Annotated in this window: 10 protein-coding genes; 7 read left to right on the plus strand and 3 right to left on the minus strand. The window is 57.6% G+C overall.

Annotation, left to right across the window (positions count from 1 at the left end):
* Nucleotides 1-15 precede the first annotated feature (15 nt).
* From gpmI to GOV53_RS05870, 3 genes are read left to right on the plus strand one after another with little or no spacing between them, the layout of a single operon-like run.
* Nucleotides 16-1,533: a 2,3-bisphosphoglycerate-independent phosphoglycerate mutase gene (gpmI, locus tag GOV53_RS05860; protein ID WP_170464712.1), complete on the plus strand. Its 1,518-nt coding sequence runs from the start codon at nt 16-18 to the stop codon at nt 1,531-1,533.
* The gene (locus tag GOV53_RS05865; RefSeq protein ID WP_170464713.1) at nt 1,530-2,660 is read left to right on the plus strand and encodes a murein hydrolase activator EnvC family protein; all 1,131 of its coding nucleotides are present in this window, start codon (nt 1,530-1,532) and stop codon (nt 2,658-2,660) included. Before gpmI ends, GOV53_RS05865 begins: the two co-directional genes overlap by 4 nt.
* A 6-nt stretch (nt 2,661-2,666) precedes the next feature.
* A complete protein-coding gene (locus GOV53_RS05870) occupies nt 2,667-4,010 on the plus strand; it encodes a S41 family peptidase (protein ID WP_170464714.1) in 1,344 nt (447 codons plus the stop codon).
* Nucleotides 4,011-4,058: 48 nt separating this feature from the next.
* Here GOV53_RS05870 and GOV53_RS05875 read toward each other — a convergent pair whose 3' ends face one another.
* From GOV53_RS05875 to GOV53_RS05885, 3 genes are all read right to left on the minus strand, one after another.
* Nucleotides 4,059-5,585, minus strand: coding sequence for an MFS transporter (locus tag GOV53_RS05875; protein WP_170464715.1), 1,527 nt, complete (start codon nt 5,583-5,585; stop codon nt 4,059-4,061).
* An 88-nt stretch (nt 5,586-5,673) separates the two neighbouring features.
* On the minus strand, nt 5,674-6,033 hold the full coding sequence (locus GOV53_RS05880; protein ID WP_170464716.1) for a hypothetical protein: 360 nt from the start codon (nt 6,031-6,033) through the stop codon (nt 5,674-5,676).
* A gap of 10 nt (nt 6,034-6,043) precedes the next feature.
* A complete protein-coding gene (locus GOV53_RS05885; RefSeq protein WP_170464717.1) occupies nt 6,044-6,805 on the minus strand; it encodes a DUF6478 family protein in 762 nt (253 codons plus the stop codon).
* Nucleotides 6,806-7,046: 241 nt separating this feature from the next.
* Here GOV53_RS05885 and GOV53_RS05890 point away from each other — a divergent pair, with 241 nt between their 5' ends.
* The 4 genes from GOV53_RS05890 to GOV53_RS05905 are packed head-to-tail and all read left to right on the plus strand — an operon-like array spanning nt 7,047 to nt 13,298.
* Nucleotides 7,047-10,145 carry an ABC transporter transmembrane domain-containing protein gene (locus GOV53_RS05890; RefSeq protein WP_170464718.1) on the plus strand — a complete coding sequence of 1,033 codons (3,099 nt, stop codon included), beginning with the start codon at nt 7,047-7,049 and terminating at the stop codon, nt 10,143-10,145.
* The gene (locus GOV53_RS05895; RefSeq protein ID WP_170464719.1) at nt 10,138-11,034 is read left to right on the plus strand and encodes a CPBP family intramembrane glutamic endopeptidase; all 897 of its coding nucleotides are present in this window, start codon (nt 10,138-10,140) and stop codon (nt 11,032-11,034) included. Before GOV53_RS05890 ends, GOV53_RS05895 begins: the two co-directional genes overlap by 8 nt.
* A gap of 60 nt (nt 11,035-11,094) precedes the next feature.
* Nucleotides 11,095-12,027 (plus strand): acetyl-CoA carboxylase, carboxyltransferase subunit beta, encoded by a 933-nt coding sequence (accD, locus tag GOV53_RS05900; protein ID WP_170464720.1) that lies wholly within the window; start codon nt 11,095-11,097, stop codon nt 12,025-12,027.
* Complete coding sequence (locus tag GOV53_RS05905) at nt 12,024-13,298, plus strand: bifunctional folylpolyglutamate synthase/dihydrofolate synthase (RefSeq protein ID WP_170464721.1); 1,275 nt, start codon at nt 12,024-12,026, stop codon at nt 13,296-13,298. Before accD ends, GOV53_RS05905 begins: the two co-directional genes overlap by 4 nt.
* Nucleotides 13,299-13,309: the final 11 nt, after the last annotated feature.

Consider the following 13,309-nt stretch of genomic DNA (forward strand, 5'->3'; position numbering starts at 1 on the left):
ACCCGGAGAGCCGCAATGACCGCCCCCAAACCCGTCGTCCTGTGTATTCTTGATGGTTGGGGCTTGTCCGATGACACGCAAGCCAACGCGCCTTTTCTTGCGAATACGCCGACCTTTGATGCGATCATGGCCAACGGGCCGCACGCGACTCTGATCACGCATGGCCCGGATGTGGGTTTGCCAAGTGGCCAAATGGGCAATTCCGAGGTTGGCCATACCAATATCGGTGCGGGTCGGGTTGTTGCTATGGATCTGGGGCAGATTGATCTGGCAATCGAGGATGGCAGTTTCTTTGACACCGCCGCGTTGCAGGCCTTTATCGCCAAGGTGAAAGCAGCAGGTGGAACAGCTCACCTTATGGGGCTGGTATCGGACGGTGGCGTGCACGGTCATCTGAACCACATCGTCGCTGCGGCCAAGGCCATCACGGATGCGGGTGTTCCGGTTGCGGTGCACGCCATCACAGATGGGCGGGACGTGGCCCCTAAATCAGCCTTTACCTATTTGGCCGAGCTTGAAGACCGCCTGCCTGAAGGCGCACGGATCGTCACGGTCAGTGGTCGGTACTTTGCCATGGACCGCGACAATCGATGGGAGCGGGTCAGCGAAGCTTATAATGCGATGATAAAGGGTCAGGGTCGTACGGCCGCAACGGCGCATGGGGCCGTGGATCACGCCTATAATCAGTCGGAAACGGATGAATTTATCGTTCCCACGGTTTTGACCGGCTACGATGGTGTCAAAGACGGCGACGGCTTTTTCTGCCTGAATTTCCGTGCCGACCGCGCCCGCGAAATTCTGCGCGCAATTGGTGAGCCGGGTTTCGCGGATTTCGACACCGGCCCGCGTCCGCAGCTGTCGGCTTTGCTGGGCATGGTCGAGTACTCGGACGGCCACAACGCCTATATGACGACCGTGTTCCCCAAGCGGGATATCGTGAACACCTTGGGTGAGTGGGTTGCCAAAAAAGGGCTGCGCCAGTTCCGTTTGGCCGAGACCGAGAAATACCCCCACGTGACCTTTTTCCTCAACGGCGGTAAGGAAACGGCCGAGGAGGGCGAAGACCGCTTCATGCCGAATTCCCCGAAGGTTGCGACCTATGATCTGCAGCCCGAGATGTCTTCGGCCGAGGTGACGGCCAAGTTTGTCGAAGCGATCGAGGCGGGGTATGATCTTATCGTCACGAACTACGCCAACCCGGACATGGTGGGCCACACTGGTGATCTACAGGCCGCAATCAAGGCTTGTGAGGCGGTAGACCAAGGGTTGGCTCAGGTGGTTGCCGCGTTGAAAAAGGCAGGCGGTGCGATGATCGTCACGGCGGATCACGGCAATTGCGAGATGATGCTTGATCCAGAAACCGGCGGACCACACACAGCACACACGCTGAACCCGGTACCCGTGGCATTGGTTGGTGGACCTGAAGGGGCAACGTTGCGCAATGGTCGCTTGTCCGATCTGGCACCAACGCTGCTGGAGTTGATGGGCCTTGAGCAACCGCCCGAGATGACGGGTCAGAGCCTTCTGTCATGAAGCTCCGCGCGCTCATTCTTGCATTGTGCATTGCGTCACCCGTCGGTGCGCAGAATGATCCGTCTACGGCGGCATTGAACGCCGCACGAATGCTGGAGCAGGCGTCAATCAACTTGACCGAAGCGGACGGGGCGAGAGACCGTGTGCGCGCCCTGACCGAAACGATTCAGGCCTATGAGGCGGGGCTTTCGGCAATGCGTGACGGGTTACGCATGGCGGCGACGCGAGAGGCTCAGCTAACAGCAGAGCTGCGGGCGCGCGAAAAAGACGTGGCACAACTGCTTGGTGTTTTGCAGACAATCGAAACCACGGCCCCGCCGGTTTTGATGCTTCACCCGTCCGGCCCGCTTGGGTCCGCGCGGGCAGGCATGATGCTATCAGAGGTCACGCCTGGGCTGAACGCACGCGCACAGGCGCTGGCGCGGGATCTGCAAGAGGTTCAGACTCTTCGCAAACTGCAGCAAAGTGCTGCCGAAACACTGGTCGAAGGGCTGACCGGCGTGCAGGACGCACGAACCAAACTCAGTGAGGCCATTGCTGACCGCACTGATCTGCCCCGCCGGTTCGTAGAGGACCCGGTCCGAACGGCCATCCTGATTTCTTCGACCGAGACATTGGATGGGTTCGCCAGCGGTCTGTCCGAAATCTCGGAAGGTGAAATCGCGGCGACGGACGCTGATGTGTCGGATCGGAAAGGGCAGATTGCCCTGCCGACTCAGGGGGTGATGCTGCACCGTGCGAATGAGACGGATGCCGCAGGTGTGACCCGCCCCGGCGTGGTATTGGCTACCCGCCCGCGGGCAATTGTTACAACCCCGACTGCCGCAACAATTCGATATCGTGGCCCGTTGCTAGAGCTTGGGAATGTGGTGATCCTCGAGCCGCAACCCGGCTTGTTGTTTGTGTTTGCGGGCCTTCAAGACGTCTATGGCAACACGGGCGAAGTGATCCCAGAGGGTACGCCAGTCGGGTTGATGCCCGGTGAAACGCCCGAAATCGGCGCTATTTTGTCAACAAGCGGTGATGGCACTGGAACTGACCGGTCAGAAACGCTCTATATAGAGGTAAGAGAGAATAACAGCCCCGTGGACCCGGAATCGTGGTTTCGGACCGACAAGGATGGATAAACGAGTATGAAGAAATTTCTGATGGCCGGTCTGGCCGGAACCGTGGCAGGTGTAATCGCAACTACACAGATCGCCGGCCCACTGCTGGCGCAAGAGGCCGACAGCAAGGCTACTGTCTACGAACAATTGGATCTGTTTGGCGATATCTTTGAACGTATCCGCGCCCAATATGTCGAAGAGGTCGAGCCCGAAGAGTTGATCGAAGCGGCTATTGACGGCATGCTGACCTCGCTTGATCCGCACTCCAGTTATCTGTCGCCGGACGACGCTGAACAAATGCGCGTTCAAACCCGTGGCGAGTTCGGTGGGCTGGGTATCGAAGTCACGCAAGAGGAAGGCTTTGTAAAAGTCGTCTCTCCTATCGATGGCACACCGGCAGATGAAGCCGGGATCGAAGCGGGTGACTTCATCACACATGTCGATGGCGAGAGCATTCTGGGCCTGACTCTGGACAAGGCGGTGGATTTGATGCGCGGTCCCGTGGGTTCGGAGATCGTGATCACTGTGGTCCGTGAAGGCGAGCAGGAGCCGTTCGATGTCACCATCATTCGTGACACCATCAAACTGACAGCCGTACGCGCCCGAACCGAGGGAACAAGTGTTGTTCTGCGTGTCACCACCTTCAACGATCAGACGTTCCCCAATCTGCAAGAGGGTTTGAACGAACAGATCGAAGAGGCCGGCGGCATTGATAAGGTCAACGGCGTGGTCCTCGACCTGCGGAATAACCCCGGTGGGTTGCTGACGCAGGCCATCAAGGTTTCGGACGCGTTCCTGAACGAAGGTGAGATCGTCTCGACCCGTGGTCGCGACGCAAACGACGGTGAGCGCTTTAACGCGACACCGGGTGACTTGGCCGAAGGCAAGCCGATCGTCGTGCTGATCAACGGTGGTTCGGCCTCAGCCTCGGAAATCGTCGCAGGCGCGCTGCAGGATCACCGCCGTGCGATCGTGGTTGGTACCAAGAGCTTTGGTAAGGGATCGGTGCAAACGGTTATGCCGCTGCGTGGAGACGGCGCAATGCGCCTGACAACTTCGCGGTACTACACACCGTCGGGCCGTTCGATCCAGGCGCTGGGTGTGAGCCCTGACATCATCGTGGAACAGCCGCGTCCGGCGCCAGAGACCGACGAGGATGAAGCCGACGCCCGCACCCGGTCCGAGGCCGACCTGCGCGGTAGCCTGAACAACGACAGCCTGAGCGAGGACGAAATCCGTCAGATCGAAGAAGATCGTGCCAAGGCCGAAGCCACGGCCGAGCTGCGCGAAGAGGATTATCAGTTGGCCTACGCCATCGATATCCTCAAAGGTCTGTCGGCGTTCAATCCCACCGGAGGACCATCCCAGTAAACCTGACAAGGGCCGCCGATTTCGGCGGCCCTTTTCGCATGGCAGGTCTTAGCTCTCGACCTTGTGCAGTTTTTCTTCATCAAGCATCAAAGCCAGTAGTACGCCCATCGATACCGAAATGGCAGCGAAGACAAATGCCATGTTCATCCCGGCGTCGAAAGCAGAGGCGATGGCTGATTTGACTTTTTCAGCCTCGTCCGAGCTGAGTTTTTCCATGACCGCGCGCGCTGTATCGGTTGTCAGCGTTCCGCCGTTGATGGCCCTTTGATCGGCTGCGGACAGGTCGATCCCGTCTGCCGTCAGTTGTTTGCCCAGATTGGCCAGGCTGGTGGCGTACATGATCGCGGTCGCACAGGCGACGGAAATCGCGCCATAGACCAGATGTGTCATAAAGCTCAGCCCGCCGACCAGCCCCGCTCGTTCTGGTTTGACAGCACATACGGCGGCGGTGCCGGATGGCCCGACGGTCAGCGTCGCACCCAATCCTATCATCGCCATTCCCGGCAGAATCTGGAAGTATCCCAAGCCCGCGGGCAGGGCTACGACGCTCAGCGCGCCAGCCGTTGCGATCACATAGCCCCAGAACAACAACCGCTTTGGGCCAAAGTCATTGTACAGCGTACCAGAGACAATCGACCCGACCGCGAGCAGAACCGTCAACGGAGCCAAGCCGACCGCCGACGCGAACACCGACCAGCCCAGAACTTTCTGCATGTATTGTGGAAAATACAGCAGACCAACGAAGGCGGCCGAGACGTTGAACATATTCAAGCCAAGCGTAATGCGAAACTCGCGGTTCTGCATCATTTGCGGCAACAGCAGAGGTTCTTTTACGCGTTTTTCGACTTTGGGGAACAATAGGAACAGAACCACACTGACGAAAAACAGCATCAGCAGTGGCACCGAGCTCCAGCCCCAATCCGCGCCAACGTCCAACCCATAAAGCAGCAGTAGGACAGCGAACGACAAAATGCCCATTCCTGCAAAATCGATATGTTCGCCCTGCTTGTGCTGCGTTTCACGCTCCATCAGGATCAGGGCGGTGACCATCGAAATGGTCGAAAACACAACATTGGCCAGAAAGAACAGCCGCCAGTCACCGAAGTTCACGGCGGCTCCGCTGATCAGAGGGCCGAAGACATTACCGCTGGTCACGCCTGCAAGGATCATCCCCATGATCATTGCGCGGTGTTCCGGGCGCGAGACTTTGGTAGCCCCAAAGGCCAAGGTGCAGGGCCAGACACAGCCCGCGCCGATCCCCTGAAGCGCACGCGAAAAGATCAGGAAATCAAGGCTGGGCGAGACAAAACACATGATGGACGAAAACAGAAAGATCGTCAGCCCGATGATCATCATCTTGCGATGTCCGAACATATCCCCCATGCGCCCGCCCGCGACCATGGTCATGGCAAAGAACAGCGCATAGATGTTCAGAACCCATTGAGTGCTGGTGATATCGGCGTCAAAGCTGTTTTCGATGGCCGGAACCAAAATGAGCGCGCCGGTAAAGTCGATACCGATGCCAAACCCCGTGACCATCAGGGCAATGACCTTGACGATACTGCTGCGGTCCATGGACGTACCCGGATTGCTGCGGATACGTTAATGATGCACGGAATTTGATTTAAAGATAGGGGGTTGCCACAGCAAGGCCTACCCAGCCTCAGTCTGAAGACGCCTGTGACCGTCGGAATGAGCGCTTTAGCATGTCCAGTTCCGCCCTCAGCAATGCAACCTCAGCCCGCAGGTCCTCGGCCGCCGGTGTCCCAGCAATGATCGTAAATTCCCCGAGCTTCTCTGTGGACTGCGAGTCTCTGATCACAAAGCAATGTACCCCGTCTGAAATCGCAGTGGGTGGCACCTGTACGCTCAGCTCCCATCCATTTTCGGCCTCAGCTATCTGTACATCCTCCAAAATTTGCCCCAGGTAATGGACGTCGATCTGAGGCTCTGTTTGAGCCTGCACATAGGCGCGCCAGATGCCGTTTTTGAACAGTGTTGGGGTCAGGGACGGATGTGTCATGCCAATGCTCTTACAAATCGGCGCGGTGGTGGCGGCAAAGGGTCAGGTCGCGCAGGGTAATGCGGTTCATCGCAGGTTTGGTCAAAACGAGGTCAAGCCAAATCTTATCGATGCGACGTTCGTTCAGCGGCAATTTGGCCAGATCGAAATCCAGCGCATTAGACGGGGCCGACAAATCTAAGGATCGCACGACAGAGTCGGTGTTCGGGCCATGTTGAACATTCAGCCGTGCGGTCACGTCAAGGGGACGTTCAGCCTCAAGCAGCGCATCGACCCGCATGAGGTGCTGTCGGGTCAGACCTTGCTCTGCCTCGGGCGGTAAATCCAGAGACAGGGACAGGAAAGAGCCCGAAAACCCAAAAACCTCAAGGGTCAGACCATATGCGGCCAGATCCCTGTCATCCGTGTTTCGGGTCTGCCTGGCGCTGATTTCGGACAGGGGGCAATCATGGAAGATGGTCACTTGAGGATCGAATGCCGCCTTGCGCGCAACCGAGGCGATACCCGGTCGCGCCAATGGCCCGCGCCACAAGTCCGGTCGCCAGCACCAATCTGTGCCCAACGGTTTGGGAAACTGTTTCGAGCCAACCAAAGGTAAGCTCAACCGTTCGGTGGAATCCTGAATCAGCCGATCCAATTGCGCTCGCAACTTTCGCGCTTCGTCGCGCTGCTGACGCAATTGAGGGATGGGAGCCTCGCCCGCACTCTGCGCGGCGCGCCGCCAGCGCGCAAAAGTCTTGCGGTGTAGGTATCGTTCAAGAATTCTGCCCATGGTCCCATCATTTGAACTTGGCCTTCTTTAGTCAAAGACGGTGGCGAGGATAAGACCAAATTTTTGAATTCCGAATAAATCTGCCTGCCAGTTAACGGGCTTGTGACTGGGCAGGCCCTCTCTGCGCTGCTAAAGGCGCGGCCGTTCTTGCAATCAACCGGCTCTGTGCTTACCGTCCGGCACTTGATTGCTGTGGTTCATCTGACAAGACAGCGTATCATTTTCTAAGGCAAGGCGGGGCATGGAACCCACTCTTTTTGCATTCATTTGGAAACACTCGAAAAAGCAACAGCTTGTGCTTTTGTGTTTGACGGTGTTGTCTTTCCCGTTCCTCTACGCCTCGCTTGAACTGCCTAAGCAGATCATCAACGATGCGATCGGTGCGCCCGGCGATACCGTGACCGTTATGAGCGTGACTTTCACGCAGGTTCAGTACCTGCTGATCCTGTGCTTTGCCTTTCTCGCGACCGTCATCGTCAGCGGGTTGATGAAAATGCGCATCAACACGATGAAGGGGGTTCTGGCCGAACGGATGCTGCGCCGACTGCGATTCACGCTGATCCACCGGACGATGCGTTTCCCGAAGTCTTATTTCGCGACCACCAGCCAGGGTGAGCTGGTGTCGATGATCACCTCCGAGGCCGAACCGATGGGTGGTCTGATGGGCGACGCGATTGCGCAGCCCGTGTTCCAGTTTGGTCAGATGATGACGATCGTCACTTTTCTGTTCATGCAGAGCGTATGGTTCGGGTTGGCCAGTATCGCTCTTATCCCGCTGCAGGCCTGGCTGATCCCAAAGCTGCAGCGTCAGATCAACCTGTTGAACAAAGAGCGTATTCAAGAGGTCCGCCAATTAAGCTCGGAAATCGGGGAAAGCGCGGCCGGGATCAGCGATCTGCGTACGAACGGCGGCTGGCGCTATCGGCTGGCGCAGTTCAGCCATCGGTTGGGGACATTGTTCGAGATCCGGTTCAAGATCTACAACAAAAAGTTCTTCATGAAGTTCCTCAACAATCTGATCACTCAGATGACACCGTTCCTGTTCTTCTCGGTCGGTGGTTATCTGGCGATCAAAGGTGAGGTGACCGTGGGCGCGCTTGTTGCGGCGCTGGGGGCCTATAAGGATCTTAGCGGTCCGTGGAAGGCTCTGCTGACCTATTACAACCAGGTTCAGGATATGTCGCTGCGTTGGGAAATCGTGACCGAGCGGTTTGCGCCTGACAATATGATCCCCGAAGAGCTCTTTGTCGGCGAACCTGAGTCCATCCCGCACCTGACCGGAGATATTGAGCTACACAATGTCACGGTGCGTGACGATGACGGCAAAACGATCCTCGAAGACATTGACCTGATCATTCCCAAGGGCGCGCGTGTGGCCATCCAATCTTCCAGCGCGGCCGAGCGCAGTGCGCTAGCGCAACTACTGACACGAGAAATTCTGCCGGTTCAGGGCGATGTCATCATCGCGGGTCATGACATTCAAAAACTACATCAAACCGTAATCGCAGCGCGTATCGGCTATGCCTATTCACGCCCCTACCTGTTTGACGGTACATTGGGTGACAACCTCTTGATGCCATTGCGGACCCATCCGCAGCATGAAGCGGATGCGAAAAATGCACCTAGCAGGTGGCAGATCGAGGCGGTTCGCGCAGGGAACCCGCCGGATTCCCTGTCCGATGAATGGATCGACCCCGGTTTGGCAGGCCTCGAAGACATCGAGGACATTCGTGATTGGTGGTTCGAGCTGGTCGAGGCAATGGGCATTGATGAATTCATGTTCCGGAGGACGCTGCGATCTCAGTTCGATCCGGAACAGCATCCCATTCTTGCCGGGAAAATTGTAAAGCTACGCGATACTGTTGCGCAGAGGCTCAAGGAAAAGGGTCTGGATAGGTATGTCTATCGATTTGACCCCGATCGCTTCAACCCGGCTGTGCCGCTTGGGGGCAACCTGCTCTATGCTGCGCCATCCCATGACATCTCACCTGATATTCTGGCAGGCGATAGTCGTTTCATGCAGATGCTGCGCCACCATGATCTTGATGATGATGCAATGAGCATCGCAAGCGCGGTGCTTGAGACGTTGAACAAGACGTTCGGTCGGGATGGAACCGATCACCCGCTGTTCTTGCGACTGGGCATGACCAAAGAGATGTTCCACCGACTTCTGGATATTGAGGATCGCCGCAAGGCCAAAGGGGATAGTGAAATAAGCGAAGGCGAGCGGGCCTTGTTGCTGACCGTTCCGTTCCTGCTGACTGCTGAACAGATTGGGCCGGATTTCCCGGAAGAGTACAAAAACAAGATCCTCGCAATTCGCAGCGGTCAGGCCGAGCAGTTACGGGCTTCGTTGGACGGTATGTTCATTCCGGTGACGCCCGAGACGTATATCGGGCGTATGACAGCCATGGAAAATGCGCTGTTCGGGCGCGTATCTTTGATGGCCGGTGCACATATGGATGAGATCGAAGACGTCGTGGCCGAAGCCATGAACGAAGCCGGCCTGCGCCGCCGCGCCGCGGCCATCATCTATGACCTGCCTTCGGGTCTGGGTGGGAACAATCTGCCGACGGTGTTTCAGGAACGCGCAGCCTTCTCGCGCGCCGGGATCAAGCGTCCCGACGTTCTGATTCTGGACAAGGCACTGGCCAGTCACGATTCGGAAAGCCGGTTGAGAACCCGGCTTAAACTGCGCGAGCTGCTGCCTAACTCGATTATGCTGTTCATGGAGGATCATTTTGCCCACCCCGAAGCCTATGATCTTTTCGTTGAGATCAAAGAAGGCCGGATCGACGGCGTTTCGCGCACGCGCCCCGAGGACGAAACCAGCGCGACAAATGATCTGAGCCGTAAACTCAAGATCATCTCTTCGACCGAGCTGTTTTCAGGGATTGATGGCCGAAACCAACGCCTGTTGGCGTTTTCGGCCCAATGGTACGAAGCCGCCGCCGGTCAGATCATCTTTTCGCGGGGGCAGTCCGCAGACGCCGCTTATCTTTGCATTTCCGGTGAGGCCGATTTGATCTGGACCGAAGAAGGCGGCGCGGCACGGACGATTTCGGTGATCGAGCCCGGACGTCTGATCGGCGACTTGTCGGTGATTACGGGCGAACCCCGGCAGCTTGACTTGGTTGCAGTTCAGAATTGCTCCTTCCTTCGGATCGGCGCGGAAGAACTGCGTGCGGTCATTGAAAGCGACGCGGGCGTAGCCTTGCAATTGTTGCAAACGGTAGCGGGGTACCTGTCTACGTTGGCGGAACGAGCAAATGCAGCCAACGCTACATCGCTTTTTGCAGACGCCGACCAAATAGTCCGGGAACCACCCGACAATGTTTGACGCCCAACCCGGAGCCTATTCGGCGCATCAGCGTTTGGTTGACGCCGCACGCACCCGCCCTCAGCTGTGGCGTCTTTTGGTCGGTCTGGCCATTGTGGGTGTCGTCGTAACCGTGTTGAATTTTGTTCTGTTCGGGCTGGCGTCGACACTGGTTTCCGTCGCGTGGGCGCAATCCCTGTTGGCCGGAGCCTCGCCCACAGCGATGTTGGTTCTGCTGACCAGTTTTGCCTTCGTCACTTTCGGAGTGTCGGTTGCCGCCCGGTCTTTGCAGGGGCGGACCCTGAGTTCCATTTGTGGCCCAATGCGCGAAACAACTGCGCAATTCTGGACTGTGTTCAAGGCGTTATTGGTGATTGGGGTCATCGTGACCATTCTTCCACCCTACGACATGGGCGCTACCTTGACGCAGAACCTGGCCTTGTCGACTTGGTTGTTGCTGTTGCCGGTATCCCTTGTTGCGGTACTGATTCAGGTCAGCGCCGAAGAGGTCCTGTTTCGAGGCTACATGCAACAGACTCTTGCCGCGCGTTTCCGTTCGCCTGTCATTTGGTTGGGTATCCCTTCGGTTCTGTTTGCGGCAGGTCACTATGCCCCCGGTGCGGCTGGCGACAATGCACTGCTGGTGGCGATATGGTCCGGACTGTTCGGCCTTTTGGCAGCGGATCTGACCGCGCGGTCAGGAACATTGGGCCCGGCTATCGCATTGCATCTGTTCAACAATATGGTTGCGCTGTTGTTCATCTCATTGCCGGACAGCCTTAGCGGGCTGGCTTTGTTCCTGTTGCCTTACGATATGTCGGACACCGGGATATTGCGGCAATGGCTGTATGTTGATTTCGCAGTGATGATTGTCAGTTGGCTGGCAGCACGGGTTGCGCTCAGGCGCTGATTGCATTTCTTTCCGTAGCGTCTTATTTGACGTCAAAGTCGCACAAGCCAAGGTTCCGACATGAACTGGATCACAAACTACGTCCGTCCCCGGATCAACTCGATCTTCTCGCGCCGCGAGGTGCCTGAAAACCTTTGGCACAAATGCGATGAATGCGGAACGATGCTGTTCCACCGCGAACTGGCGGACAACCAGAATGTCTGCACCCAATGCGGTCACCACATGGCGATCGCACCGCGCGACCGGTTCAAACATCTGTTTGACGGCGGCATCTTTACCGAGGTCGAGGTTCCTGCGCCCAAAGACGACCCGTTGCAATTTCGCGATCAGAAGAAGTATCCCGACCGGATGAAAGCGGCCCAGAAAAAGACGGGCGAGAAAGAGGCGATGCTGGTCGCCACGGGCGAGATTGGCCGGACTCCAATTGTAGCCGCTGCGCAGGATTTTTCGTTCATGGGTGGGTCCATGGGCATGTACGTGGGCAACGCCATCATCGCCGCCGCGCAAGAGGCTGTTAAGCTGAAGCGCCCGCTGGTCCTGTTTTCGGCCGCTGGTGGTGCGCGGATGCAGGAAGGTATTCTAAGCCTGATGCAAATGCCACGGACCACTGTCGCGGTTGAGATGCTGAAAGAGGCGAACCTGCCGTATATCGTCGTGCTGACGCACCCCACGACCGGTGGGGTGACGGCCTCCTACGCGATGCTGGGAGACGTTCATATCTCGGAGCCGAACGCCCTGATCTGTTTTGCCGGGCCGCGTGTAATTGAACAGACCATTCGCGAAAAACTGCCCGAAGGGTTCCAACGCGCGGAATATCTGCTGGATCACGGTATGCTGGATCGCGTGACCAAACGCACCGAGATGCGGGATGAATTGATCACCATCACTCGGATGTTGATGAACCAGCCGCCAGCGATCAAGGGTGACCTGCCGGCACCCGAACCCGAGGATGCCAAGTCCGAAACACCGGCTGAAGACGCGGACGCAAAATGACCTCTCAGACATCGGACGTCATCCTCGAACGGATGATGGCGCTGCACCCCAAGATCATTGATCTGACCTTGGACCGCGTATGGCGTTTGCTGGCCGCGTTGGACAATCCACAGGAAAAACTGCCTCCGGTGATCCATATCGCCGGAACCAACGGCAAAGGTTCTACCCAGGCGATGATCCGGGCGGGGCTCGAAGGGGCTGGCCTGTCAGCACATGCCTACACGTCGCCTCATCTGGCCCGGTTTCATGAACGTATCCGCCTGGCTGGTGATCTGATCTCCGAACCCAATCTGACGGCGGTTCTGGATGAATGCTATGCCGCCAATGGTGGTGAAAACATCACCTATTTCGAAATCACTACCTGTGCGGCCTTGCTGGCCTTTGCACGATCCAAGGCGGATTTCACCTTGCTTGAAGTCGGGCTGGGTGGCCGGTTGGACGCCACCAACGTCGTCCACAATCCCGCGGTCACAGTTATCACGCCCGTATCCATCGACCACGAACAGTTCCTGGGTGACACCCTGGGCAAAATCGCGGCAGAGAAAGCCGGAATCATCAAGCCCGGTGTACCCTGCATAGTAGGGCCGCAACACGACGAAGCGTTAGAGGTCATCGAATACACCGCAGCGCGTCTGGGTGCGCCGCTGCTGGTCCATGGGCAGCATTGGCACGTCACCCAGGAAAACGGGCGTCTGGTCTATCAGGACGAAACCGGGCTTCGTGATTTGCCACTTCCAAACTTGCTGGGCGCACACCAGATTCAAAACGCCGGTCCTGCGCTTGCGGTGCTGCGCCACCTGGATCTTGGCGATGAGGCCTATGAGGCTGCAGTAACCAAGGCCGAATGGCCCGCACGGATGCAGCGACTGAAAACCGGTCCGCTAGTTGAGCAAGCGCCCGAGGCCGAGCTTTGGTTGGATGGTGGTCACAATGCCGCTGCGGGGCAGGCATTGGCCGATCTTCTCGCAACCCTGCCTGCGCGTTCGACCCATATGATCTGCGGCATGTTGAACACCAAGGATGTGACCGGATACCTGGCTCCTCTGGCCAAACAGGCTCAAAGCCTAACGGCTGTGTCGATCCCGGGTGAGGCTGCCACGCTAAGCGCCGAGGACACGGCCGCGGCCGCCGCCAAAGTCAATCTGCCTGCCACAACCGCTGCAAGCGTTGCCGAAGCGGTCAACGGAATCGTAGCGAAAGACCCACAAGCCCGCATCCTGATCTGCGGCTCGCTTTATCTGGCGGGCAACATTCTGCGAGAAAACGGCTGAGCATAGCGCGT

The organism is Ruegeria arenilitoris (assembly GCF_013035315.1).
GTDB lineage: Bacteria > Pseudomonadota > Alphaproteobacteria > Rhodobacterales > Rhodobacteraceae > Ruegeria > Ruegeria arenilitoris_D.